The following is a 23,859-nucleotide window of genomic DNA, read 5'->3' as shown; positions in this document are numbered from 1 at the left end:
GCGCCCGCCCTCGGCGCCGTACCCGCCTCCGAGACCCCGCCCACCCTCGAAGCACTCGCCCTCGAAGCCCCGCCCACCCCCGAAGCGCTCGCCCTCGGGGCGCGGATAGACCCGCCGCACGCTGTTGCCCAGGCGCAATACGTCGGCGCCGTAGATGTGCAGCGAGATCGCCGTCCCGGTACCGGAGTTGCGCACCTCGTGGATGTCGCCCGGCGGGGCGAAGCCGGCCACCGAGCCGAGCGGGTTGGTCAGCTCCTCCGTACCGACCAGCCGCGCGGTGCCGCCCTCGGCCCCGGGCACCAAGCGGTACCGGCGCTCGCTCTCGGCGCCCTGATGGACGCCGGCCACGCACCAGGAGACGTGGTCGTGGATCGCGGTGTGCTGGCCGGGCAGCCAGACCAGCGCCACCACGGAGAAACTGCCGTCGGGTTCGGCGTACAGCACGTGCTGGAGATAGCGGTCGGGCGAGCTCTCGGACTGCTCGGCGGTGAGCAGCGCGGGGTCGCCGAGGTACGGGCGCAGGGTTTCCGCGGTCAGCTCGGCCGTCGGCCCGGGGGCGAGGCCGCGCGCCACCACGGCGCGGACCTCCGCGATCAGGGACGCGGCCGGCCGGGTGATGCGCGCGCCCACTGCCGGGGCAACGGTGGTCACTGTCATGTCCGGCAGCCTCCGCCCGGACCGGCCATAACGTCCAAGGAGGAATTCTTCGTCTCCCCCTAGCCCCGCTTATCGATCGCGCTGTCGATCGCGGCGGCCGAGGGGCACGACCCGAGCAACGGGGGCTCCCCAGGCGGTCAGCACCCGCTCCGGGCGGCGGCGGCCGACCGCAGTCCGTCCAGCACCAGCTCGGTGGCCGGCAGCGGCAGATGCTCCCGCAGGACGTAGGCGCTGATCTGGCGGCGGACGTGCGGTTCGAGCATCCGCCCGGTCACCTGGCGGTGGTTGAGAAAGGAGAGCACCAGGGAGGGGGCGACCGCGATGCCGACGCCGGCGGCCACCAGGCTCTGCAACGCGAGATTGTCGTCGGTGGTGAAGACGATGTCCGGGTCGAAGCCCTCCTCGGCGCAGATCTGCAGGAAGTTGGCCCGGCACCGGGGGCAGCCCGTGACCCAGCGGGCCTGCGCCAGCTCCGTCAGCCGGACCGCCCGCCGCCGGGCCAGCGGATGGCCGGTCGGCAGCAGCACCGTCAGCAGGTCCTCGAGCAGCTTGATCTCCACCAGTTCCGCCGGGAGTTCGGCGCGCAGGCCCGGATAGCTGAAGGAGAGCGCGATGTCGCATTCACCCGCCAGCAGCTTGTGCAGCGACTCGGGCGGCTCCGCTTCCAGCAGTTCGACCCGTACGGAGGGGTGATCGGCCAGGAGTGCGGCCACCACCTCGGGGATCAGGGTGGCGTTGGCACTGGGAAAGGCGCAGACCCGGACGCGGCCGGCCCGTAGCCGGGCGAGCGCCTGGAGCTGCTGCTGGGCGGCGCCGAGGTTGCCCAGGATCACCTCGGCGTGCCGGGCCAGCGTCTCGCCCGCCTCGGTGAGCCGCATCCGGCGGCCCTGCCGGGCGAAGAGCGGCACACCGGCGTCCCGTTCGAGCGCCCGGATCTGCTGGGTGACGGCCGGCTGGGTGTAGCCGAGGGAGCGGGCGGCGGCGGTGAAGGAACCGGTCTTGACCACCTCGTGGAAGGTCCGTATGCGGCGCGAGTCGAGCATCCGACAATCATAAGTACAAGTTGGGGAAGAACGACCAAGCATGCTCCTGGCTGATGGTGAACCTCACCCATGAGCTTCCCGGTCGCCCACCCGTGCGTGTACACGCGTTGTTTTTGGCATGGACATCTTCAAGAAAGTGATGCTACGTAATCTCCTGGTCACAATTCTGCGGCAGCGATCCTGCCCTTCCAGGAGGTTCCGTGAGACTCACCAGGTCCCTGTCAGCGCTCGGCGCGCTGGCATCCGCCTTCGCCCTCGCCACCGTCGCCACCATCGTCGCCACCGGCCCGGCCCAAGCGGCCGGCGTCTCGTACGTCGCCCTCGGCGATTCGTACTCGGCCGGCAACGGAGCCGGGAACTACATCAGTTCGAGCGGTGACTGCCACCGCAGCAACAGCGCCTATCCGGCGCTCTGGGCCGCCGCCCACGGGCCGTCCTCGTTCACCTTCGCCGCCTGCTCGGGCGCGGTGACCACCGACGTCACCAACTCCCAGCTCGGCTCGCTGAGCGCGGCCACCACCCTCGTCACCGTGACCATCGGCGGCAACGACGCGGGCTTCTCCGACGTGATCACCACCTGTGTGGCCGGCTCCGACAGCACCTGCGTCAACCGGGTCAACACCGCCGAGAACTACGTCCGCAGCACCCTGCCGAGCCGGCTCGACGCCGTGTACAACGCGATCCGCGCCAAGGCCCCGTCGGCCCGGGTCGTGGTGCTGGGCTACCCGGACCTCTACACCCTCAACGTCTTCTGCATAGGGCTCAGCGCCACCAAGCACCAGAAGATCGACGAGGCCGCCGATCTGATCGACACCACCACGGCCGCGCGGGCCGCCGCCCACGGATTCGTCTTCGGCGACGTCCGCGGCACCTTCCACGGCCACGAGCTCTGCTCGGGCGACGGCTACCTGCACGATGTCGCCCTCCCGACCTGGGAGTCCTACCACCCCACGGCCGTCGGCCACTCGGCCGGCTACCTCCCCGTCCTCAACGCCGACGACTGAGCGGACCTCCCCGCACCCCCGCACCCCCCGCACTCCCGCGCCACCACGTGAACCCCCGTCCCGCGCAACGCGGCCGGACGGGGGTTCCGTACGCGTCCGGACGCGCCGGGATGCGTACGGACGCGTCCGGACGCGTCCCTCCGCGGAAACCCGCTGTTTCCGCCCCGACTGACCCTCTGGGCGCAGGAGTTCGGGGCAGGGACAGCGGCGCGTCTCGATCGGGCAAAGTTCGCATGTGGTCGGGAAATGACCTGCGATGCTCACCCAACGCGGCGCTAGGAGGAAAAATGACCATTGAGCCAGGATCGGGCGAGACACCCCCTTCGCGTGAAACGCCACCGCCGCGGCCGAGCGCGCCGCCGCCCGCCTCGCCGGCCACCCCACCAGCCGCCCAACCGGCCGCCCCGCCCCACACACCGCAGCAATTCCCCGGCCCGTCCCCCCGCTCGAAGCGGGACCTCAGCGGCATCGCCAATCTCGTCAACGCGGGGATCGGAGTCGCCGCCCTGGTCCTCGGCTTCTTCGGCGGAGCCGGCGTGCAGGCGACGGCGGGCGGCCCGTTCTCCGGCCCCACCACCACCGTCACGGTGACGCCGACCGGCACCCCCGTCCCCATCACTCCGGCCACCACCCCGCCGGCCCCCAACACCACCCCGGGGAGCCCGAACACCACGTCGACCGTGGCCTTGAGCACCCTCACCCCGCTGTCGGGACCGTTCCAGTCGGCGAACACCACCCCGAGCCTGGACGGCCGGCCCCAGCCCCAGGCGATCATCCAGGACCTCGGCTGCGCGGCGTCCGGCGACGCCCAGTACAACCTCAGCCGCGGCTACACCCGGCTCACCGCGCAGGTCGGCCTGGACGACAACTCGCCGGACTCCAAGGTCACCCCGACCCTGACGATCGTCGGCGACGGGCGGCAACTCACGAGCGCCTTACCCAAGTTCGGCACCCCGTCGACCCTGGACGTCGATGTGACCGGGGTGATCAGGCTGGAGATCAAGTGGAGCTACCAGCGCCCCCCGCAGACACCCATCCCGATCGTCTGCACCCCCAACGCGCAACTCGTCGTGGCCGATGGCCAGTTGACGCAGACCTCGGCTTGACGCAGACCTCGGCTTGACGCAGACGTCGGCTTGACGCAGACCGCGGCCGGATAGTCCGGGCACGGGCGGCGGCGGCGGAAAGAGCCCGGCCATGACGAAAGCGGCCCCCACCGACGCTCGACGCGCTGGTGGGGGCCGCTCCACGGCAAGGATGCGGTCAGTTCTTCTGGATCTGGTCGAAGCTCAGCTCGACCGGGGTCTCCCGGCCGAAGATCTCCACCAGGCCCTTGACCTTCTTGGAGTCCGGGTTGATCTCGTTGATCGTCGCCTGGAGGGTGGCGAAGGGGCCGTCGGTGACGGTGACCGAGTCGCCGACCTCGAAGTCGAGGACCTGGACCTCCACCTTGCGCGGCTGAGCCGTGCCGTCGGCGATCGCGGCGGCCTCGGCCGCGGCTTCCACCTCGGGGGCGAGCATCTTGACGATCTCGTCCAGCGTCAGCGGGTACGGGTCGTAGGCGTTCCCGACGAAGCCGGTGACACCGGGGGTGTTGCGGACCACGCCCCAGGACTCGTTCGTCAGATCCATGCGCACCAGGACGTAACCAGGCAGTTTGTTCTGCCGGATCGTCTTGCGGTCGCCGTTCTTGATCTGGACGACCTCTTCCTGGGGCACCTCGGCCTGGTAGATGTACTCCTCGACGTTGAGCGAGACGGCGCGCTGCTCCAGGTTGGACTTCACCCGGTTCTCGTAACCCGCGTAGGTGTGGATCACATACCACTCGCCGGGCAGGGTGCGCAGCTCCTCGCGGAACGCGGCGACCGCGTCGACCGGCTCACTCTCGGCGGGAGCGGCGTCCTCGCCGGTGACCTCGGAGATCTCGGCGGCTGACTTCTCAGCGTCCTCAGCGTCCTCGGCATCCGTGACCGCGTCGGCGTCCTCGTCAGCGGCTTCCGCGGACTCCGCAGCCTCTTCGGCCGCATCAGCCTCTTCCTCGGCCTCGACGGCTTCAACCGCTTCAGCCTCGGCGGCCTCAGCCGACTCGGCCTCGACCGCCTCTTCCTCGGCGGGCTCGCCCGCGGCCCGGTCGGCAGCCTCTGCCTGGTCGATGTCGCCGTCGGCCGCCTCGACGATGTCGAGCGCGGTGTCGTCGCCCTCGGCAGATTCGTCTTCGGCGGCGGCGTCGTACACGTTCGGGTCAGACACGGTGGCTGCTCTTCCTGACTCTCATGGGTGGGACATACGGACGGGCGCGCAGAACTGGGGCGCCCGCCGCGGGATCAGCCGAAGACGTACGAAACGAGCTTCGAGAAACCCCAGTCAACCACGCTCACGAAGCCGATGATGACCACGACGAAGACAATCACCACAGTGGTGTACGTCATCAGGTCATTGCGGTTCGGCCAGACGACCTTGCGCAGCTCCGCGACAATCTGGCGGTAGAACAGCGCAAGACGACCGAGTGGGCCCTTCTTGCCGCGCTTACCACCGCGGCGGGGCTTCTTGTCGGTCTCCTGGTCGTCCTGAGTCGTGCCAGGCTCAGGAACATCGATGGAGTCCGTGATCTCGGTCACTCGTCCTCACCTGACTCCGGTCGTGTGCCATGCCGCGCCCGTCGCGCGGTACGGCGAGTGCTTACAGCCCACGCCCATTTTCTGGACGTGTGGAGCAGGGCCGGAGGGACTTGAACCCGCAACCGCTGGTTTTGGAGACCAGTGCTCTACCAATTGAGCTACGACCCTATGCTGACACCCCCAACGTACCTCAGTCTCGCTGCCGGGAGGGCCACCGACGGATGAGTGTACGTGTTCAGAGCCTCGCCGTCGAACCTCTTGTCCGGGTGCGGCTCGGGAGCTTCCGTTGAGTTCTCGCTGAGTTGTCGCTGAGTTCTCGCCGAAGCTCCCGTCGAGCCCCTGGTCGGGGCCGCGGCAGGCCGCCGAACGATCCCGCGCCCGGCTCTCTGAGGGCCCCCGCTCCCCCGCCGCCGCAAGGGAATCCCCGGTGCCGGAGCCCCCCAGGTTCTGGGACCATGCACTCATGAGCGCAGCCACTCCCGCAGTACCGTCTGCACCGTCAGGATCTTCAGGGTCCTCATCGGCCGCTGGATCCGCCGGCCCCTCCGCCACCGAGCGGCGGGTGTCCGCCCGCGTCGGGTCGATCTCCGAATCCGCGACGCTGGCCGTGGACGCCAAGGCGAAGGCCCTGAAGGCCGCCGGGCGCCCGGTGATCGGCTTCGGCGCCGGCGAGCCCGACTTCCCGACGCCCGACTACATCGTCGAGGCGGCCGTCGAGGCCTGCCGGAACCCGAAGTACCACCGCTACACCCCGGCCGGCGGCCTGCCGGAGCTGAAAGCGGCCATCGCCGCCAAGACGCTCCGCGACTCCGGTTACGAGGTGGACGCCTCCCAGGTGCTGGTGACCAACGGCGGCAAGCAGGCGATCTACGAGGCGTTCGCGGCGATCCTGGACCCGGGCGACGAAGTGATCGTCCCCGCTCCGTACTGGACCACCTACCCGGAGTCGATCCGGCTGGCCGGCGGCGTCCCGGTCGAGGTGGTGGCCGACGAGACCACCGGCTACCGGGTCTCCGTCGAGCAGCTCGAAGCGGCCCGCACCGAGCGCACCAAGGTCGTACTCTTCGTCTCGCCGTCAAACCCGACCGGCGCCGTCTACAGCGAGGCCCACTCCGAGGCGATCGGCCGCTGGGCGGTCGAGCACGGTCTGTGGGTGCTCACCGACGAGATCTACGAGCACCTGGTCTACGGGGACGACGGGGACGACGGAGACGACGGAGACACGGCCTTCACCTCGCTGCCGGCCATCGTCCCCGAGCTGCGGGACAAGTGCGTCGTGGTGAACGGCGTCGCGAAGACCTACGCCATGACCGGCTGGCGGGTCGGCTGGATCATCGGCCCGAAGGACGTGGTGAAGGCCGCCACCAACCTCCAGTCGCACGCCACCTCCAACGTCTCCAACGTGGCCCAGGTGGCCGCGCTGGCCGCCGTCTCCGGCGGCCTGGACGCGGTCGCCGCGATGCGCACCGCCTTCGACCGCCGCCGGCAGACCATCGTGCGGATGCTCAACGAGATCGACGGCGTGGTCTGCCCGACCCCGGAGGGCGCCTTCTACGTCTATCCGTCGGTGAAGGGGCTGCTCGACAAGGAGATCCGCGGGCAGCGGCCGAAGAGCTCGGCCGAGCTGGCCGCGCTGATCCTGGACGAGGCCGAGGTCGCGGTGGTCCCCGGTGAGGCGTTCGGCACACCCGGCTATCTCCGGCTCAGCTACGCGCTCGGTGACGAAGACCTGGTGGAAGGCGTTTCCCGGCTCCAGAAGCTGCTGGGCGAAGCGACCGCCTGATCGTTCGTTCTTTCGGACAAGCCCCCGTTCGGTGAAAGTGGTACCGAGCGGGGGCTTTCTTGGAGCAGGATCTTCGAATGGCACGCACGTCACGCGAGGGACGCGACATAAGCACCCTCCCCAAAGCACACCTGCATCTGCACTTCACCGGCTCCATGCGGCCCAGCACCCTGCTGGAGCTCGCCGACCGGCACGGAGTGCACCTGCCAGAAGCGCTGACGTCCGGCGAGCCCCCGAAGCTGCGCGCCACCGACGAGCGCGGCTGGTTCCGCTTCCAGCGGCTCTACGACATCGCGCGCTCCTGCCTGCGCACCCCCGAGGACATCCAGCGGCTGGTCCGCGAGGCCGCCGAGGAGGACGCGGCGGACGGCTCCGGCTGGCTGGAGATCCAGGTCGACCCGACCTCTTACGCACCCCGGCTCGGCGGGCTGATCCCCACCATGGAGATCATCCTGGACGCCGTGCACACCGCCTCCCGGGACACCGGGGTCGGCATGGCCGTGGTGGTGGCCGCCAACCGGATGAAGCACCCGCTGGACGCCCGTACGCTGGCCCGGCTCGCGGTCAGATACGCCGACCAGGGCGTGGTGGGCTTCGGCCTGTCCAACGACGAACGCCGGGGCCTGGCACGGGACTTCGACCGGGCCTTCGCCATCGCCAGGGAGGGCGGCCTGCTCGCCGCCCCGCACGGCGGCGAGCTGGCGGGCCCGTCCAGCGTCCGCGACTGCCTGGACGACCTGCACGCCCAGCGCGTCGGCCACGGCGTACGCGCCGCCGAGGACCCGTACCTGCTGCGCCGCCTCGCCGACTCCGGCATCACCTGCGAGGTGTGCCCGGCCTCCAATGTCGCCCTCGGCGTCTACGACAAACCCGAGGACGTCCCGCTGCGGACCCTCTACGAGGCCGGCGTCCCCATGGCCCTCGGCGCGGACGACCCCCTCCTCTTCGGCGCCCGCCTCGCCGCCCAGTACGAGATCGCCCGCGACGCCCACGCCTTCACCGACGACGAACTGGCCGACCTCGCCCGCCAGTCCATCCGCGCCTCCCGGGCCCCCCAGGAACTGCGGGACAGCCTCCTCGACGGCATCAACGCGTGGGCGGCCGACGACTCGGCGGCCTGAGACGGCCTCGGCGGAACAAATAAGCTGGGGGTGTGTACGTGAACCGGAACGCCCCGCTCGCCCCGCTGACCACCTTCCGGCTGGGCGGACCCGCCGACACGCTGGTGACGGCGACCAGTGATGACGAAGTGGTCGCGGCCGTACGGGAGGCGGACCGGCGCGGTGAGCCGGTGCTGCTGATCGGCGGGGGCAGCAATCTGCTGATCGCCGACGACGGCTTCCGCGGCACCGCCGTACGGGTGGCGACCGAGGGGATCACGCTCGACGGTCTACGGCTCGAGGTCGCCGCGGGGGCGAACTGGTCGCAGACCGTGGCCGCGACCGTGCGCGCGGGGCTGGCCGGGATCGAGTGCCTCGCGGGGATCCCGGGGTCGGCCGGCGCGACGCCCATCCAGAACGTGGGCGCGTACGGCCAGGAGGTGGCGAGCACGATCACCCAGGTGGTCGCTTATGACCGCCGGGCGGACGAGGTCGTCACCCTGGACAACGCCGAGTGCGGGTTCTCCTACCGGCACAGCCGCTTCAAGGAACGGCCCGACCGCTTCGTGGTGCTCCGGGTCAGATTCGCGTTGGAGGACGCCGGCGGCCTGTCCGGGCCGGTGAAGTACGCCGAGACCGCGCGCGCCCTGGGGGTCGAACCCGGCGACCGCGTACCGCTCGCCCAGGCGCGCGAGACCGTACTGGGCCTGCGCCGGGCCAAGGGCATGGTGCTTGACGAGGCCGACCACGACACCTGGTCGGCGGGCTCCTTCTTCACCAACCCGGTGCTGACCGCCGCCGAGTACGCCGCATTCCTGGACCGCGTCCACACCCGGCTGGGCCCGGAAACCACCCCGCCCGCCTACCCGGCGGGCCAGGACACCACCAAGACCTCGGCCGCCTGGCTGATCGACAAGGCCGGCTTCCCCAAGGGCTACGGCACCGGCCCGGCCCGCATCTCCACCAAACACACCCTCGCCCTCACCAACCGCGGCCGCGCCACCACCACCGACCTCCTCACCCTCGCCCACCAGATCCGCAGTGGCGTCCACGAGGCCTTCGGCGTGACGCTGGTCAACGAGCCCGTCATGGTCGGCGTCACCCTCTGACGACCCCGGCCAACAAACCGGACCCCACCCCGAGGGGTGAGGTCCGGTGGCTTGAGGCGACTGGTCCGGTGGCTTGAGGGGCTTGGTCGGGCTCAGCCCGCGGCCTGCAGCTCGCGCGCGTCCGACACGTCGTCAGCCGTCGCCCCTGCACCGCCGCGGCCCCGCGGGAAGAGGAGCGCTGCCAGCGTGCCGAGGCCGAGGATCCCCGCGCCGACCCACAGCGCCGGCGTCACGCCGCGGACGAAGAGCGCCCCCGACCCGTATCCGCCGTGCGCCGCGAAGATCGAACCGAGCACGGCGATCCCCAGCGCGCCGCCGATCTCCCGCAGCGCGTTGTTCGCCCCGGAAGCGATCCCCTGCTCAGCCCCCCGCACCGTCGACATCAGCAGATTCACCGCCGGCGCGATGAACAACGCCATCCCGGCCCCGCAGACGATCAGCGCCGGCAACTGCTCCGCGTAGGACACGTTCGGCGAGATGATCAGCGCGAACCACCCGAGACCGATCGCCTGAAGCGCCAGCCCGGCCGTCACCACCGGCCGTCCGCCGATCCGGTCGGAGAGGTACCCGGCGATGGGCGCCACGATCATCGGCATCCCGGTCCACGGCAGCATCCGCAGCCCCGCCTCGGTCGGCCCGTACCCGATCACCGTCTGCAGGAACTGGCTGAGCAGGAAGATCGACCCGAACATGCCGACGAACATCAGCATGGTCGCCGCGTTGATCGCCGCGAACCCGCGGTTCTTGAACATCCGCATCGGCAGCATCGGGTTCTTCGCCACCAGCCCGTGCCGTATGAACGCCGCCACCAGCACCGCCCCGCCGATCAGCCCGCCGAGCACCCGCGCACTGGTCCAGCCGTTCGACGTGGCGGTGACCAGCGCGTACACGATGCCGAAGAGGCCGAGACTGATCAGCACGGTGCCACGGATGTCGAGCCGGGCGCCGGGCGCGTAGGACTCGCGCAGCCGCAGCCGGGCCAGCGGGAGGAGCAGCAGCCCGATCGGCACGTTCAGCCAGAAGATCCAGTGCCAGGAGATGTGCTCGGTCAGTCCGCCGCCGATGAGCGGCCCGCTGGCGACGGCGAGACCGTTGACCGCGCCCCAGATCCCGAACGCCATCCCGCGCCGCTCGGCCGGCACCGCCGCGGTGAGCAGGGTGAGGGTGAGCGGCATCATGACGGCCGCGCCCACGCCCTGGACGGCCCGCGCCGCGATGAGCGCCTCGATCCCGGGTGCGAGGGCGGCGGCGGCCGAAGCGGCGGTGAAGAGGGCGAGGCCGCCGAGGAAGAGCCGGCGGCGGCCGAAGCGGTCGCCGAGCGCGGCGCCGAACATCAGCAGGACGGCGAAGGTGAGGGTGTAGGCGCTGACCGTCCATTCCAGGTCGGAGAGCGCCCCGCCGAGGTCCTCGCGGATGGAGGGCAGCGCGGTGGTGACGACGAGGTTGTCGAGCGCGGCCATGAAGCCGGCCACGCTGGTGATGACGAGCGCCCAGCCGGCGCCGCCGCTCAGCGCCCGCTCTTTCGGCCGGCCGGGCGCCGCGCCCGGCTCCCGCTGCTCGCCGTGGCCGGCTGCCTGCTGGTCCGTCTGCTGTTCCATGGGTGATCCCCCAGTGGGTTAGTTATTGATGACTAACTTTCCAGCCCAAAAATTGGGTCTTCGCGGGCCGGGAGCGAACCGGGGCCGTGATCCGAAGCCGGGCGGGGAACCGCCGCTCACTCCGCTCCGGGCGCCACGTCGAACCCCGCCCAGTTGCGGTGGCCGGGCGGGAAGCCCAGCGACACCAGCGTGTTGATGAGCATGCCGTAGGCCAGGAAGGTGGTGGTCTCCTCCACGTCCGCCCCCAGCTCCACATGCACGGTGTCCCACAGCTCCTGCCACCCCACCCGCACCGCCTCGCCGAACTCCCGGTCGCCGAGCGCCTCGGCCGCGGCGACCGCCACATACGCCTGCATCTGCATCAGCAGCAGCTCGGGATCGTCACGGATCAACTGCTGGTACGCGGTCGCCATCGCCTCCAGCTTCTCGTCCTGCGGCACGTCCTTGGCGGCCGCCGCCATGACCTGCCGGGTGCCGTCGACGCAGCGTGCGGCGGCGGCCGAGAAGATGGCCTGCTTGTTCGGAAAGAGCCGGAAGAGATACGGCTGCGAGACGCCCACCCGGCGGGCGATCGTCTCGGTGGAGGTGCCGTGGTAGCCCCCGCGGGCGAACTCGCTCATCGCCGCGCGGATGACGCTCTCGCGCCGCTCTTCCGCACTCATTCTGACCATGCGAGTAAGTTAGTGGCCAATCACTACCTTCGTCAAGTGCGAGCCTGCGGGCGCGCGGTCAGCCGGTTGGGGGGTCGGCCGGGCAGCCGCCGGTCGGCCGGTCAGCCGGTCAGCCGCCGATCAGCCGGGGATGACGTTGCCCTGGGCGTCCAGGGCGTGGTTCCCCCAGTAGGTGTCCCACTTGTCACCGACGTGCTGCGGGACCTTGCCCTTGGGGTAGCGGACGTACCCGGCCGGCGGCCGGTCCCCGTTGGTGACGCAGGCGCCGCCCAGGGTGGAGCCGACGGCCGCGACCGGGTACTCGTTGGACATGCACATGTTGTCGCGAACGTCGCAGGCTGTGGTGAGGGCCGTGACGGCCGCACCGGTCAGGACCAGCGCGACCAGGGAAAGCCGGCGGCGGGGAGCGCCCGCGGGGGCGGCGGCACGCTCGACACCGTACGGCGCGGACGGGCGCGGCGCCGGGGTGGCGGATGCGCGTCGGGTGGCGTTCTTCGTGGTGTTCCTCATGGTCTCGGCCTCTCGTCTCTGTTGGCTGTTTCACCGATGAGGAGAGTCTGGCCGGAGGACGAGCGGCGCCCATCGGGGCGCGTACTCAAACGTCGGTAAGTACCGCCCGGCGGAAGGCCCGTTGAAGCTGAGTATGCGCACCCGGGTCCGGCCGGCCGGCACGCGGTCCCCGCGATACGACAGAGCGGGCGGTACGGCCGTGGTCAGCGAGATCTGACCCTCGATCCGTACCGCCCGCCCTGTCCGTCGCGTGACCTCAGGCCCCGCCGTCTCAGCCGAGCTGGACCACCGCGCGGGACATGCCCAGCACCTTCTGGCCCGCGCTGGTCGCGGTGAGGTCGACCCGGACGCGGTTGTCGTCGAGCTTGACAGCGACCTTGGCCGTCACCTCGATCAGCGCGCCCTGATCGTCATTGGGTACGACAACCGGTTTGGTGAAGCGGACGCCGTATTCGACCAGCGCCCCCGGATCGCCCACCCAGTCGGTGACGACCCGGATCGCGGACGCCATGGTGAACATGCCGTGCGCGATCACATCGGGCAGTCCGACCTCGCGGGCGAACTTCTCGTTCCAGTGAATCGGGTTGAAGTCCCCCGACGCGCCCGCGTACTTCACGAGCGAGGAGCGGACCACCGGGAAGGTCTGGGCCGGCAGTTCGGTGCCGACCTCGACATCCTTGTAAGCGAGCGTCGCCGCCATCACGCCTCACCCTTCACTTGGGCCTCTTGGGCCGCCTGGGCTACTTCGGTCGCCTCGGCCCCGGCAGGTGTCTCGACCGGGTCGGCCGGGTCGACCGCGCGGGAGACCAGCTTGGTCCAGGCGCTGACCACGTGCTCGCCCAACTCGTCGTGGACATCGCCGCGGATTTCCAGGATGTCGTTGCCGGCCAGCGACTTGACCGTCTCGATGGTCGAGGTCACCGTCACCCGGTCGCCGGCCCGCAGCGGGCGGGTGTAGGCGAAGCGCTGGTCGCCGTGGACCACCCGGCTGTAGTCGAGGCCCAGTTCGGGGTCCTCGATCACCTCTCCGGCGGCCCGGTAGGTGATCGCGAAGGCGAAGGTGGGCGGGGCGATCACATCGGAGTGGCCGTACGCCTTGGCCGCGTCCGGATCCGTATAGACGGGATGGGGATCGCCGACCGCTTCGGCGAATTCACGGATCTTCTCCCGGCCCACCTCATAGGGGGCGGTGGGCGGGTAAGTGCGCCCCACGAAGGACTGGTCCAGGGCCATCGGCACCTCCGGGTACGGAATCGACAGAACGGCCCGCCGAACGGGCCGAGCAAGATCGGGCACGGGATCGGACACGAGATCAGGCACGTTCGGACACAAGGTCGAGCACAAGATCTCGCAAGGGCAGGCACAAGGAGAACAGGCCGCGCTGGCAGAATCATGAAGCCCGCCAAGCACTACGAGGCCGCCCCCGGTGGTGACACGGGAACGGCCTCGTAGTGCACAGGACTGCGGTCCGGCCGTACAGCCACGGTGCGACGGTGGCGTACGGCGGGGTGATACCGCGTGCTGCGGTGCGTCAGCGGGTTTCGCGGTGCGCGGTGTGCCGGTTGCAGCGCGGGCAGTGCTTCTTCATCTCAAGACGGTCCGGGTCGTTACGCCGGTTCTTCTTGGTGATGTAGTTGCGCTCCTTGCACTCCACGCAGGCCAGCGTGATCTTGGGGCGAACGTCGGTGGCGGCCACGTGGGTGCTCCTTGACAAGCAGGTGTGATGAACACAGGAATAGTAGCCGACTGAGGGACCGATCCCACAATCGGCTACGGAGAGTAGCGGCGACCGGACTTGAACCGGTGACACAGCGATTATGAGCCGCTTGCTCTACCGACTGAGCTACGCCGCTTTGATGAACAGGCCCCCGCCGAAGACGACGGGGAACCGATCCACCAGAGCCCCAATACGGAATCGAACCGTAGACCTTCTCCTTACCATGGAGACGCTCTACCGACTGAGCTATTGGGGCGAGCGAGGAAGACATTACACGCTCCGCAGCGATACGTGAAATCCGTTTCCGGCCGCGCGGAGCGGGCGATCGAGGGGTGCGAACGGGGGTGCGGGCGGAGACGGAACGGGGGTGCAACCGGGCCTGCAATGGGGCTGCAACGGAGGCTGCGGCGCGCCCCCCGCGACCCCAGGCGGTACTACTAATCGCCGGTAGCGGGGAAGCCGGTGTGCCGGGCCCTAGGCTCCGACGTGCGAGATCCTGGCTCCGCCTGGTGCTCTCCAGTCGTTCCCCCGTGTTCTCCAGTCGTTCCCCTGTTTCTCCATTTGTCACCCCAGCCCGTCACCCCAGCCCGTCACCCCAGTCCGTCACCCCAGTCCGTCACCCCAGCCCGTCACCCCAGTTGGCTCCGCCGTCCGCCTTGCCCACACCGAGGAGCGCGATGACCGACAGCCCTCGTGAGACCGCCGCGGAGACCGCCACGCTGCTGCTGTGCGACGCCCGGCTGGCCGACGGTCGGACCGTGGACGTACGGCTCAGCGGCCGGCGGATCGAGGCGGTCGGCACCGCGGGCAGTCTCACCCCCGCGACCGGCACCGGCCGCCAGGGCGAGGCGGGAGCAGGTCGCGGGGGCACCCGGATCGACCTGCGCGGCTACCTGCTGCTGCCCGCGCCCGCCGAACCGCACGCCCACCTCGACCAGGCCCTCACTGCGGGCGGCCCGCCGGCCGGCGACAGCGAGGACGTACAGCGCCGCGTCACCGAGGGTGCCCTGCTCCAGCTCGGCCACGGCGCCACCGCGGTGCGCAGCCATGTGCGGATCGGCGATGTGCAGGGGCTGCGGGCCCTGGAGGCGGTGCTCCAGGCGCGGCGCGCGCTGCGCGGCTTGGTCGAGGTGCGGACCGTCGCCGTACCCCGGCTGCTGACCGGTGTGGCGGGCGCGGACGGCGCGGCGATGCTGCGGGACGCGCTGAAGATGGGCGCGGACGCGGTCGGCGGCTGCCCGGATCTCGACCCCGATCCGAGCGGCTGCACCGAGGCGCTGCTGTCGATGGCCGCCGAGTTCGGGGTGCCGGTCGATCTGCACACCGCGGCCGACGACCCGGCCCGGCTGGCCAGGCTCGCCGCGATGTGCGGCGGGATGCGGCCGGGTGTCACCCTCGGCCCCTGCCACGGCCTCGGCGCGCTCCCCGCCCACACCGTCGCCGCCGCCGGGTCCCGGCTGGCCGCCGCCGGTATCTCGGTGGTGGCGCTGCCGCAGGGCGGCTGCTGTGTGCTGGACCGCGGCGGCCCCACCCCGGTCCGGCTGCTGCGCGCGGCGGGCGTCCGGGTCACGGCGGGCAGCGGCGCGCTCGGCGACCTGGCCAATCCGGTGGGCCGCGGCGATCCGCTGGAGGCGGCCTTCCTGCTCTCCTCGCATGGCGAGTGCCGGCCCCAGCGGGCGTACGACCTGGTCAGCCGGGAGGCGCGGGCGGTCATGGGCCTGCCGGAGGTCCGGGTGGAGGCGGGCTTCCCGGCCGAGTTGCTGGCGCTGCGCGGTGACAGCCTGGCCGGTGTGCTCTCCCTCGCGTACAGCCGGATCGTGATCCACCAGGGCCGGGTGGTGTCCAGGACCAGCGCGGTGCGGGAGTACTGCGACTCGTCCGGCGAGAGCGTGCTCGATCTCCCACGTCAGGCAAACGGTGAGGCGTAACGTCGCCGTATGCGTACTGTGATCGCGGGTGGACACGGACAGATCGCGCTGCGGTTGGAGCGCTTGCTCGCCGATCGCGGTGACGACGTGGTGGGCCTGATCCGCAACCCGGCCCAGATCGACGACGTGCGGGAGACCGGCGCGGAAGCCGTCGTCCTCGACCTGGAGGCGGCGTCGGTGGACGAGGTGGCGGCCGTGCTCAACCACGCCGACGCGGCGGTGTTCGCGGCGGGCGCGGGGCCGGGCAGCGGCCCGGACCGCAAGCTCACCGTGGACCGTGACGCGGCGGTGCTGCTGGCGGACGCGGCCGAACTGGCCGGGGTGCGGCGTTATGTGATCATCTCCTCCACCGGGGCCGACGCCGAGGCCCCCGGCTCCGACCCCACCCTCACCGCCTACCTCCGCGCCAAGGGCGCCGCCGACGACGCGATCCGCGCGCGCGGCGCCGCCCTGGACTGGACCGTGCTGCGCCCCGGCCGCCTCACCGACTCCCCCGGCACCGGCCACGTCAGGCTCGCCCCGTCCGTCGGCCGCGGCTCCGTCCCCCGCGACGACGTGGCGGCGGTCATCGTCGCCCTGCTCACCCATCCCGGTACGGCGGGCGTCACGCTGGAACTCGTCTCGGGCGACACGGAGATCGACGAGTCGATCCGGCTGGTCGCGGGCCACTAGCCGGGACTTGGCGGGCCCGGGGGTACGGTGACCGGGATCATTGAACGGTCGGGTGTCCGGGCGCGGGGGAGGAGCCGGCCGGTGGGGGAGGATGCGGGACGGCTGCCCCGGCTTCAGCTCGATGAGCTGCTGGCGGAGCTCCAGGTGCGGATCGACGCGGTGCGCGGTACGCGCGACCGGGTGCACAACCTGCTGGAAGCGGTGCTCTCGGTCGGCGGTGATCTGGATCTGGCGCAGGTGCTGCGCCGCATCGTGGAGGCCGCGGTGGTGCTGGTGGACGCCGAGTACGGCGCGCTGGGCGTCATCGAGGGCACCCGGCTCTCGCAGTTCCTCACCAGCGGGATATCGGCGCAGCAGGCTGGGGAGATCGGTGCGTTGCCGTCCGGCCACGGCATCCTCGGCGAACTGATCCGCCACCCCGAGCCGTTGCGACTCGCCGAGCTCTCCGAACACCCGGCCTCGTACGGTTTCCCCGCCAACCATCCCCCGATGCACTCCTTCCTGGGCGTGCCGATCCGGGTCAGGGACGAGGTCTTCGGGAACATCTACCTCACCGAGAAGCGGGGCGGCGCGGACTTCGACGGCGAGGACGAGACGGTGCTGCGCACCCTGGCGGTGGCCGCCGGTGTCGCCATCGAGAACGCCCGGCTCTACAAGTCCGCCCAGAACCGGCAGCAGTGGCTTGAGGCCAACGCCGCGGTGGTCGGCGACCTGCTGTCCGGCGCCGACGAGATGGCGGTGCTCCAGGGGATCGTCCGGCACGCGAGCCGTATCCTCGGCGCCGACCTGGGCGTCATCGCCCTGCCCGTCGGTGACAGCACCGATCTGCGGGTGGTGATCGCGGTGGGGGTCGACGCGGCGGAGCACAGCGGGCTTGTCCTCCCCTTGGAAGGGTCCTTCATGGGGGCGGCGCTGGCCGCCGGGGCGCCCATCATCACCAGCCAGGTGCGGTCGGATCCGCGGGTCACGGTGGGGCCGCCGCGGTGGAAGGGCCTCGGACCGGTGGCGGCGGTGCCCATGGTGGCCGAGGGCCGGGCGCGCGGTGTGCTGCTGCTGGGCCGGGCGGAGCACGCGCTGCCCTTCACCGTCGACGAGACGGCGCCGCTGGCCTCGTTCGCCGGGCAGGCGGCGCTGGCGATGGAGCTGGCCGAGCGGCGGCGGGTCGCCGAGCAGGTCGCGCTGCTCGAGGACCGCGACCGTATCGCCCGTGATCTGCACGACCTCGCCATCCAGCGGCTGTTCGCGACCGGGATGACGCTGCAGAGTTCGCTGCGGTTCATCGAGCACCCGGCGGCGACCGAGCGGGTGATGCGGGCGGTGGACGACCTCGACGAGACCATCAAGATCATCCGTTCCACCATCTTCGGGCTGCGCGCGAAGGAGGCGGACCGCAGTCGGCTGAGCTTGCGGGCGCGGGCCGTCACGGCGGTCGAAGCGGCGGCTCGGACGCTCGGCTTCACCCCGTCGCTGCGGATGGAGGGGCTGATCGACACGGATGTGCCGCAGGCGGTGGCGGAGGATGTGGTCGCGGTGCTGGCGGAGGCGCTGTCCAATGTCGCGCGGCACGCGGGGGCTTCGGCGGTCGGCGTCTCGCTGATCGTCTCGGCGGGCCGGCTGGCCGTGACCGTCACCGACGACGGGGTCGGGCTGCCGCCGGACGGGCGGCGCAGTGGTCTGCGGAATTTGGCGGAGCGGGCGGAGCGGCGGGGCGGGGAGATGGTGGCGGGGCCGGCTGAGCAGCGCGGCACCCGTCTGCTCTGGCAGGTGCCGCTCCCTTAGCCGGCGGGACCCTCCGTCCAGCCCCTTTCGGCTGTCGCCGGACCTGCGGGTTGGTGGATGGTTGCTCGCGCAGTTCCTCGCGCCCCTGACGGGCGCCGCCCTCGATCCGGCGGGAGGTGTCGTGCCCCAAAGGGGCGCGAGGAACTGCGCAACCAGCCACAACGCACCCGCAGACCGCCACCGACCCAAAGGGGCTCTTCCGGCCGCCTCCAGACCACCGGCCGCTGGCCAGTTGCCCGCGCAGTTCCCCGCGCCCCTATCGGGCGCCGCCCGGCGCGGGGGCACCCCTAACCTCCACCGGAGGCGGTGTGCCCCAAAGGGGCACGAGGAACTGCGCAACCAGCCACAACGCACCCGCAGACCGCCACCGGTCCGAAGGGGCTGTCCTTGCCGCCCCGGGACCACCGGGTGGGCCGAACGGCCCTGCGGCCAGGGCCTGGCCGGGCTCCGGCGTCGAGCATCCTGCACCACTCCCGCCGTCCGGCAGGCCCTACGTACTGTTCGCCGGGTTGTTCGAGGCGATGACCGCGGCCTGCACCCGGCGCTCCACCCCGAGCTTGGCGAGCAGCCGCGAGACATTGTTCTTCACCGTCTTCTCGGACAGATAGAGCTGCTTGCCGATCTGGCGGTTGGTGAGACCCTCTCCGATCAGCCCGAGGATCTCCCGCTCCCTGGGCGAGAGCGCCGCCAGCGTGTCCTGCTCGGGGACGGCGCCCGAACGGTCCTCGCGCAGGCTGCTCATCAGCCGGGCGGTGGTGGCCGGGTCGAGCAGCGACTGGCCCGCGGCGACCGTCCGCACCGCCGACACCAGGTCGGAGCCCTTGATCTGCTTCAGTACGTAGCCGGCCGCGCCGGCCATGATCGCGTCGAGCAGCGCGTCGTCGTCATCGAACGAGGTGAGCATCAGGCAGGCGAGTTCCGGCATGGCCGAGCGCAGCTCCCGGCAGATCGAGATGCCGTCGCCGTCCGGGAGGCGTACGTCGAGCACCGCCACGTCCGGCCGCAGGGCGGGTCCCCTGGCCAGCGCGTGACCCGCCGAACCGGCCTCGCCCACCACCTCGATGTCGGCCTCCGCGTCGAGGAGATCGTGGACACCGCGCCGTACGACCTCGTGGTCGTCGACGAGGAAGACCCGGATCGGGGAGTCTGCGGAGAATCGCCGTGCCTCGTTCATTCGCGAACCCTCGCCTGTCGTGTCGTCGTCTGGTCAGCTCGTCGGCTGATCAGCGATCAGCCGATCAGCCGACCACCCCGGGGGCGCCGTAGGCCGGCATTCACCGGCTCCGCACCGCCCCGGCCTCCGATCATCGCCCCGGAAGCGGCCCGCCACCAGGGCCGAACGGCCCTGGTGGCGCGCTGCGCCGACGCCCGCCGACCCCGGCCACCCGGCGTCACCCCGCGCTCGTGCGCGCGACCCCGCTCTCGGCCGGTGCGCGTCGGTCCAGATAGCGGCGAACCCCGCTGACCAGGCGTTCCACCTGGGACGAGATCGGCCGCTCCGTCGCCTCCCATGTCGCGGCCGTGACAGGGGTGACGGCGAAGACATCGGCGCGACTCGTCGCGGGCAGGCTGCCCGCGACGACCGCGAGCTGTGGTCCACCCGTCGTGGCCGGCACCGGGTGCCGCCCGGTGGCCAGCACCAGAACCCCGTACGGGATCGTGGTGCCGTCGGTGAGACAGACCTCCTGGCGGTCCGTGTCGACGGCAGCCGCGTTCGCGAGCCGGAAGCCGATCCCCTCCCGCAGCCGGAGGTGCTCGGGCGGCTGGAGTGTGGCCGGGCCGTAGACGCCGAGGGCGACCAGCAGTTCGAGTTCCTGGTCACGAGGGTCCGTACGGTCGATGACGACGATCCGGTGACCCGTGTCGCCCAGCGCCGCCCGCAGCCGGTTGGCGGCCAGCGTGCCCGCCGGGCCGCCGCCGATGACCACTATCTGCTCGTCCATCTCGTACATCTCGTACATGAGGGCTTTTCCTCTCCATCGGCCGGCCCCGGCGCCGTTCACCCGAGCGGGCCGGACCTCGCGTGTCGCCGGGCGCCGGCGAACGGTCGCTTGCGGTTTTCACCCTGGCGGGTGAGGGGGCCGCGGTGGAGAGCCGAACGGCCCCCGGTGCGGCCAAGGCCCGCGGCAGGGAAGAGGGACCAATGGTCCCGGAGTGCGCCCGTACGGCCCTACTCCCGCCGTACTCCGGCCTTGAGGCTGATGCGGACGACACCGTCCCACCCCGGAGGTCCACATGTCCGACGTGCTCGCACCCGCTCCGCTGTCCGCCGAGGAGCTGCGGGCTCTGGACGCCCACTGGCGCGCCGCGAACTATCTCGCGGTCGGCCAGATCTATCTGCTGGCCAACCCGCTGCTGACCGAGCCGCTGCGCCCGGAGCACGTCAAACCGCGACTGCTCGGCCACTGGGGCACCTCACCGGGACTCAACCTGGTCCACACCCACCTCAACCGGGTGATCAAAGCCCGCGGCCTCGACGCCATCTGCGTCTGGGGCCCCGGCCACGGCGGCCCCGCGGTGGTCGCCAACTCCTGGCTCGACGGCAGCTACACCGAGACCTATCCGGACATCACCCAGGACACCGCGGGCATGGCCCGGCTCTTCAAGCAGTTCTCCTTCCCCGGCGGCATCCCCAGCCATGTCGCCCCGGAGACCCCCGGCTCCATCCACGAGGGCGGCGAACTCGGCTACAGCCTCTCCCACGCCTACGGCGCCGCCTTCGACAACCCCGACCTCCTGGTCACCTGCGTCATCGGCGACGGCGAAGCCGAGACCGGCCCGCTCGCCGCCTCCTGGCACTCCAACAAATTCCTCGACCCCGTCCACGACGGCGCCGTCCTCCCCATCCTGCACCTCAACGGCTACAAGATCGCCAACCCCACCGTGCTCGCCCGCATCCCCGACACCGAACTCGACGACCTGCTGCGCGGCTACGGCCACGACCCCATCCACGTCACCGGCGACGACCCCCTCACCGTCCACCGGGATCTCGCCGCCGCCATGGACACCGCCCTCGACCGCATCGCCGCCTTCCAGCACGCCGCCCGCGCCGAAGCGGCCACCGCACGACCCAACTGGCCGATGATCGTGCTGCGCACCCCCAAGGGCTGGACCGGCCCCGCCAAGGTCGACGGCCTCCCGGTCGAAGGCACCTGGCGCGCCCACCAGGTCCCGCTGGACAAGGTCCGGGACAACCCGCAGCACCTGCGGGAACTGGAGGAGTGGCTGCGCTCGTACCGGATCGACGAGCTCTTCGACGAGGCCGGACGGCCGCGCCCGCAGGTGCTGGAGTGTGTCCCGGCCGGCGACCGCCGGCTCGGCGCCAACCCGCACACCAACGGCGGCCTGCTGCTGCGCGACCTGCCCATCCCCGAGCTGGAGCGCTTCGCCGTACCGGTCGACAAACCCGGCGTCACACTGCACGAGCCCACCCGCGTCCTGGGCGGTCTGCTCGAACAGGTGATGGCCGACACCGCGGGCCGCCGCGACTTCCGTCTCGTCGGCCCCGACGAGACCGCCTCCAACCGGCTCCAGGCCGTCTTCGAGGCGTCAGGCAAGGCGTGGCAGGCCCGCACCCTGGCGGTGGACGAGGATCTCGACCCGCACGGCCGGGTGATGGAGATCCTCTCCGAGCACACCTGCCAGGGCTGGCTGGAGGGCTATCTGCTGACCGGCAGGCACGGCCTGTTCTCCTGCTACGAGGCCTTCGCGCACATCGTGGACTCGATGGTCAACCAGCACATCAAATGGCTGCGCACCAGCCGCCGGCTCCCCTGGCGCCGGCCCATCGCCTCCCTGAACTACCTGCTCACCTCGCACGTCTGGCGCCAGGACCACAACGGCTTCTCGCACCAGGACCCCGGCTTCATCGACCACGTGCTCAACAAGGCCCCCGAGGTCGTCCGGGTCTACCTGCCGCCGGACACCAACACGCTGCTGGCGGTCGCGGACCACGTCCTGAGGTCGAAGGACTATGTGAACGTGGTGGTGGCGGGCAAGCAGCCCTGCTACGACTGGCTGAGCCTGGCCGCCGCCCGGGCGCACTGCGCCCGTGGGGCCGGGGTCTGGGAGTGGGCCGGCACCGAGGACGGCGCGGGCGAACCCGATGTGGTGCTCGCCTGCGCCGGCGACGTACCGACCCAGGAGGTGCTGGCGGCGGCCCAGTTGCTCCGCCGCCATCTGCCCCGGCTGACCGTCCGCGTCGTCAACGTGGTCGACCTCGCCCGGCTGCTGCCCGCGGAAGAGCACCCGCACGGCATGTCCGACGCCGAGTACGACGCGCTCTTCACCACCGACAAGCCGGTGATCTTCGCCTACCACGGCTACCCGTGGCTCATCCACCGGCTGGCCTACCGCCGCACCGGCCACCGCGACCTCCACGTGCGCGGCTACAAGGAGAACGGCACCACCACCACGCCCTTCGACATGGTCGTGCGCAACGACCTCGACCGCTACCGGCTGGTCATGGACGTCATCGACCGGGTGCCGGGCCTCGCCGTGGCCGCCGCCCCCGTACGCCAGAACATGGTGGACACCCGGCTGCGGCACCGCGCCTGGATCCGCGAGCACGGCACCGACCTGCCCGAGGTCACCGACTGGGCCTGGGAGGGCTGAGCCGTCCCAACGGCCCTCCCGGACAGGGCCGTTCGGCCCCCCGGTCCGGGCCTTGGGCCCCCAGCGCCCGCGTCCCCACAGGCGGGACAGTCATGCCGTACCCGAACAACGAGCCCGACTCAGCGATCAGGGAGACGACATCATGGCCGTTCACGAGCGCACCCGGCAGCACACGGGGTTCCATCTCCCCACCCGGTCTGCCCTGTCTACCCGGCCCGCCGGGAACAAGGCGTCCGCCGATCGGGTGAGCGACCCGGCGACCGCCGACGCCACCACCGATGTCAGCACCGATGTCAGCACCGGTGCCGAGGCCGTCAGCGCCGCCGCCGTCACCGCTGCCGCGAGCGCCGCCCGCACCGCCCTCGCCGCCAGGTCGCTGGCCGCCGTACGGATCGCGACCGGCTTCGTCTTCCTGTGGGCCTTCCTCGACAAGGCCTTCGGCTGGCACTACGCCACCGGCTCCGGCAAGGGCTGGATCGACGGCGGCTCCCCCACCAAGGGTTTCCTCGCCGGCGTCTCGGCCGGCCCGCTCCAGTCCTTCTTCCACACCATCGCCGGCCAGGGCTGGACCGACTGGCTGTTCATGCTCGCCCTGCTCGGCATCGGCGTCGCCCTGATGAGCGGCATCGCGCTGCGCGTCACCGCCGTGGCCGGCACCGCCCTGATGGCCATGATGTGGGCCGCCGAATGGCCGCCCGCCCAGCACCTGACCGACGGCGCCCCCAGCATGTCCTCCAACCCGATCGTGGACTACCACCTCGTCTACGCCCTCGCGATGATCGCCTTCGCCCTCGCCGCCGCCGGCGCCACCTGGGGCCTCGGCCGCCGCTGGGCTCAGCTCCCCGTCGTCCGCGACCACCGCTGGCTTCTCTAGCGGTGCCGGGCCCCGGTGACCGGGCCCGCGACACGGGCACACGTACGGGCACGCGCACGGCGAAAGGTCCGCCCCACCCGGGGCGGACCTTTCGCCGTGCGCTCCCGAAAATCCGCGCGGCCGGCGCCCCACCGGCCCCGTCGCCAAGTCCGCTGCCAGGCGGCGGAGATGGCCGGGAAGGA

General features: G+C 71.3%; 21 protein-coding genes, 3 tRNA genes and 1 pseudogene. 10 read left to right on the top strand and 15 right to left on the bottom strand.

Annotated elements, in window-relative coordinates:
- Positions 1 to 90: 90 nt before the first annotated feature.
- Positions 91 to 657, bottom strand: a pseudogene (locus tag OG519_RS21150) (cysteine dioxygenase); the annotation flags it as partial.
- A gap of 137 nt (positions 658 to 794) precedes the next feature.
- Positions 795 to 1,700, bottom strand: coding sequence for a LysR substrate-binding domain-containing protein (locus tag OG519_RS21145; protein WP_405586228.1), 906 nt, complete (start codon positions 1,698 to 1,700; stop codon positions 795 to 797).
- Between the two features lie 200 nt (positions 1,701 to 1,900).
- On the opposite strand from OG519_RS21145, the gene OG519_RS21140 reads away from it, so the two are divergent.
- Positions 1,901 to 2,704: an SGNH/GDSL hydrolase family protein gene (locus tag OG519_RS21140; protein WP_405586225.1), complete on the top strand. Its 804-nt coding sequence runs from the start codon at positions 1,901 to 1,903 to the stop codon at positions 2,702 to 2,704.
- Between the two features lie 287 nt (positions 2,705 to 2,991).
- Positions 2,992 to 3,810, top strand: coding sequence for an NPCBM/NEW2 domain-containing protein (locus OG519_RS21135; RefSeq protein WP_405586222.1), 819 nt, complete (start codon positions 2,992 to 2,994; stop codon positions 3,808 to 3,810).
- A gap of 157 nt (positions 3,811 to 3,967) precedes the next feature.
- Here OG519_RS21135 and nusG read toward each other — a convergent pair whose 3' ends face one another.
- From nusG to OG519_RS21120, 3 genes are all read right to left on the bottom strand, one after another.
- Positions 3,968 to 4,954, bottom strand: coding sequence for a transcription termination/antitermination protein NusG (nusG, locus tag OG519_RS21130; RefSeq protein ID WP_405586220.1), 987 nt, complete (start codon positions 4,952 to 4,954; stop codon positions 3,968 to 3,970).
- Positions 4,955 to 5,028: 74 nt separating this feature from the next.
- A complete protein-coding gene (gene secE, locus OG519_RS21125) occupies positions 5,029 to 5,322 on the bottom strand; it encodes a preprotein translocase subunit SecE (protein ID WP_405586218.1) in 294 nt (97 codons plus the stop codon).
- A 95-nt stretch (positions 5,323 to 5,417) separates the two neighbouring features.
- Positions 5,418 to 5,490: transfer RNA gene (locus tag OG519_RS21120), tRNA-Trp, on the bottom strand.
- Between the two features lie 295 nt (positions 5,491 to 5,785).
- Here OG519_RS21120 and OG519_RS21115 point away from each other — a divergent pair.
- From OG519_RS21115 to OG519_RS21105, 3 genes are all read left to right on the top strand, one after another.
- Positions 5,786 to 7,105, top strand: coding sequence for a pyridoxal phosphate-dependent aminotransferase (locus OG519_RS21115; RefSeq protein ID WP_405586215.1), 1,320 nt, complete (start codon positions 5,786 to 5,788; stop codon positions 7,103 to 7,105).
- Between the two features lie 77 nt (positions 7,106 to 7,182).
- Positions 7,183 to 8,226, top strand: coding sequence for an adenosine deaminase (locus OG519_RS21110; protein WP_405586212.1), 1,044 nt, complete (start codon positions 7,183 to 7,185; stop codon positions 8,224 to 8,226).
- Between the two features lie 32 nt (positions 8,227 to 8,258).
- A complete protein-coding gene (locus OG519_RS21105; RefSeq protein ID WP_405586210.1) occupies positions 8,259 to 9,314 on the top strand; it encodes a UDP-N-acetylmuramate dehydrogenase in 1,056 nt (351 codons plus the stop codon).
- 92 nt (positions 9,315 to 9,406) lie between these two features.
- Here the strand turns inward: OG519_RS21105 and OG519_RS21100 are convergent, their stop codons facing one another.
- The 8 genes from OG519_RS21100 to OG519_RS21065 form a co-directional block, all read right to left on the bottom strand.
- Complete coding sequence (locus tag OG519_RS21100; RefSeq protein WP_405586207.1) at positions 9,407 to 10,912, bottom strand: DHA2 family efflux MFS transporter permease subunit; 1,506 nt, start codon at positions 10,910 to 10,912, stop codon at positions 9,407 to 9,409.
- Between the two features lie 116 nt (positions 10,913 to 11,028).
- Complete coding sequence (locus OG519_RS21095) at positions 11,029 to 11,583, bottom strand: TetR/AcrR family transcriptional regulator (protein ID WP_405586204.1); 555 nt, start codon at positions 11,581 to 11,583, stop codon at positions 11,029 to 11,031.
- A 120-nt stretch (positions 11,584 to 11,703) separates the two neighbouring features.
- Positions 11,704 to 12,093, bottom strand: coding sequence for an SCO0607 family lipoprotein (locus OG519_RS21090; protein WP_405586201.1), 390 nt, complete (start codon positions 12,091 to 12,093; stop codon positions 11,704 to 11,706).
- A 271-nt stretch (positions 12,094 to 12,364) separates the two neighbouring features.
- Positions 12,365 to 12,793, bottom strand: a complete 429-nt coding sequence (locus OG519_RS21085; protein ID WP_405586198.1) for a MaoC family dehydratase — start codon at positions 12,791 to 12,793, stop codon at positions 12,365 to 12,367.
- A complete protein-coding gene (locus OG519_RS21080; RefSeq protein WP_405586196.1) occupies positions 12,793 to 13,326 on the bottom strand; it encodes a MaoC family dehydratase N-terminal domain-containing protein in 534 nt (177 codons plus the stop codon). Before OG519_RS21080 ends, OG519_RS21085 begins: the two co-directional genes overlap by 1 nt.
- Positions 13,327 to 13,624: 298 nt before the next feature.
- A complete protein-coding gene (rpmG, locus tag OG519_RS21075; RefSeq protein WP_405586193.1) occupies positions 13,625 to 13,789 on the bottom strand; it encodes a 50S ribosomal protein L33 in 165 nt (54 codons plus the stop codon).
- Between the two features lie 84 nt (positions 13,790 to 13,873).
- Positions 13,874 to 13,946: transfer RNA gene (locus tag OG519_RS21070), tRNA-Met, on the bottom strand.
- A gap of 47 nt (positions 13,947 to 13,993) precedes the next feature.
- Positions 13,994 to 14,066, bottom strand: a tRNA-Thr gene (locus OG519_RS21065).
- 421 nt (positions 14,067 to 14,487) lie between these two features.
- Here OG519_RS21065 and OG519_RS21060 point away from each other — a divergent pair.
- The 3 genes from OG519_RS21060 to OG519_RS21050 all read left to right on the top strand — a co-directional run bounded on the left by OG519_RS21060 (position 14,488) and on the right by OG519_RS21050 (position 18,189).
- A complete protein-coding gene (locus tag OG519_RS21060; RefSeq protein ID WP_405586191.1) occupies positions 14,488 to 15,738 on the top strand; it encodes an amidohydrolase family protein in 1,251 nt (416 codons plus the stop codon).
- Positions 15,739 to 15,747: 9 nt separating this feature from the next.
- A complete protein-coding gene (locus OG519_RS21055; RefSeq protein ID WP_405586188.1) occupies positions 15,748 to 16,410 on the top strand; it encodes an NAD(P)H-binding protein in 663 nt (220 codons plus the stop codon).
- Between the two features lie 81 nt (positions 16,411 to 16,491).
- Positions 16,492 to 18,189, top strand: a complete 1,698-nt coding sequence (locus OG519_RS21050) for a GAF domain-containing protein (RefSeq protein ID WP_405586185.1) — start codon at positions 16,492 to 16,494, stop codon at positions 18,187 to 18,189.
- Positions 18,190 to 18,679: 490 nt separating this feature from the next.
- Here OG519_RS21050 and OG519_RS21045 read toward each other — a convergent pair whose 3' ends face one another.
- Both OG519_RS21045 and OG519_RS21040 read right to left on the bottom strand, forming a co-directional pair.
- Positions 18,680 to 19,363, bottom strand: coding sequence for a response regulator (locus OG519_RS21045; RefSeq protein ID WP_405586182.1), 684 nt, complete (start codon positions 19,361 to 19,363; stop codon positions 18,680 to 18,682).
- A 217-nt stretch (positions 19,364 to 19,580) separates the two neighbouring features.
- Positions 19,581 to 20,150: an FAD-dependent oxidoreductase gene (locus OG519_RS21040; protein ID WP_405586180.1), complete on the bottom strand. Its 570-nt coding sequence runs from the start codon at positions 20,148 to 20,150 to the stop codon at positions 19,581 to 19,583.
- Positions 20,151 to 20,424: 274 nt separating this feature from the next.
- On the opposite strand from OG519_RS21040, the gene OG519_RS21035 reads away from it, so the two are divergent.
- Positions 20,425 to 22,803 (top strand): phosphoketolase, encoded by a 2,379-nt coding sequence (locus OG519_RS21035; protein WP_405586177.1) that lies wholly within the window; start codon positions 20,425 to 20,427, stop codon positions 22,801 to 22,803.
- Between the two features lie 142 nt (positions 22,804 to 22,945).
- The gene (locus OG519_RS21030) at positions 22,946 to 23,677 is read left to right on the top strand and encodes a hypothetical protein (protein WP_405586174.1); all 732 of its coding nucleotides are present in this window, start codon (positions 22,946 to 22,948) and stop codon (positions 23,675 to 23,677) included.
- The last annotated feature ends 182 nt before the right edge of the window (positions 23,678 to 23,859 follow it).

The organism is Streptomyces sp. NBC_01190 (assembly GCF_045039895.1).
Lineage (GTDB): Bacteria > Actinomycetota > Actinomycetes > Streptomycetales > Streptomycetaceae > Actinacidiphila.
Note: the sequence above shows the minus strand (reverse complement) of the source record. Positions and strands in the feature narration are given on the sequence as shown.

Excerpts from the sequence above, each read along its gene's own strand:
- OG519_RS21045 (WP_405586182.1), bottom strand. The coding sequence starts at position 19,363 with ATGAACGAGGCACGGCGATTCTCCGCAGACTCCCCGATCCGGGTCTTC.
- OG519_RS21030 (WP_405586174.1), top strand. The coding sequence starts at position 22,946 with ATGGCCGTTCACGAGCGCACCCGGCAGCACACGGGGTTCCATCTCCCC.
- OG519_RS21080 (WP_405586196.1), bottom strand. The coding sequence starts at position 13,326 with ATGGCCCTGGACCAGTCCTTCGTGGGGCGCACTTACCCGCCCACCGCC.
- OG519_RS21090 (WP_405586201.1), bottom strand. The coding sequence starts at position 12,093 with ATGAGGAACACCACGAAGAACGCCACCCGACGCGCATCCGCCACCCCG.
- OG519_RS21110 (WP_405586212.1), top strand. The coding sequence starts at position 7,183 with ATGGCACGCACGTCACGCGAGGGACGCGACATAAGCACCCTCCCCAAA.
- OG519_RS21035 (WP_405586177.1), top strand. The coding sequence starts at position 20,425 with ATGTCCGACGTGCTCGCACCCGCTCCGCTGTCCGCCGAGGAGCTGCGG.
- OG519_RS21115 (WP_405586215.1), top strand. The coding sequence starts at position 5,786 with ATGAGCGCAGCCACTCCCGCAGTACCGTCTGCACCGTCAGGATCTTCA.
- OG519_RS21135 (WP_405586222.1), top strand. The coding sequence starts at position 2,992 with ATGACCATTGAGCCAGGATCGGGCGAGACACCCCCTTCGCGTGAAACG.
- OG519_RS21040 (WP_405586180.1), bottom strand. The coding sequence starts at position 20,150 with ATGTACGAGATGTACGAGATGGACGAGCAGATAGTGGTCATCGGCGGC.
- OG519_RS21145 (WP_405586228.1), bottom strand. The coding sequence starts at position 1,700 with ATGCTCGACTCGCGCCGCATACGGACCTTCCACGAGGTGGTCAAGACC.
- OG519_RS21060 (WP_405586191.1), top strand. The coding sequence starts at position 14,488 with ATGACCGACAGCCCTCGTGAGACCGCCGCGGAGACCGCCACGCTGCTG.
- OG519_RS21085 (WP_405586198.1), bottom strand. The coding sequence starts at position 12,793 with ATGGCGGCGACGCTCGCTTACAAGGATGTCGAGGTCGGCACCGAACTG.
- OG519_RS21055 (WP_405586188.1), top strand. The coding sequence starts at position 15,748 with ATGCGTACTGTGATCGCGGGTGGACACGGACAGATCGCGCTGCGGTTG.
- OG519_RS21095 (WP_405586204.1), bottom strand. The coding sequence starts at position 11,583 with ATGGTCAGAATGAGTGCGGAAGAGCGGCGCGAGAGCGTCATCCGCGCG.
- OG519_RS21100 (WP_405586207.1), bottom strand. The coding sequence starts at position 10,912 with ATGGAACAGCAGACGGACCAGCAGGCAGCCGGCCACGGCGAGCAGCGG.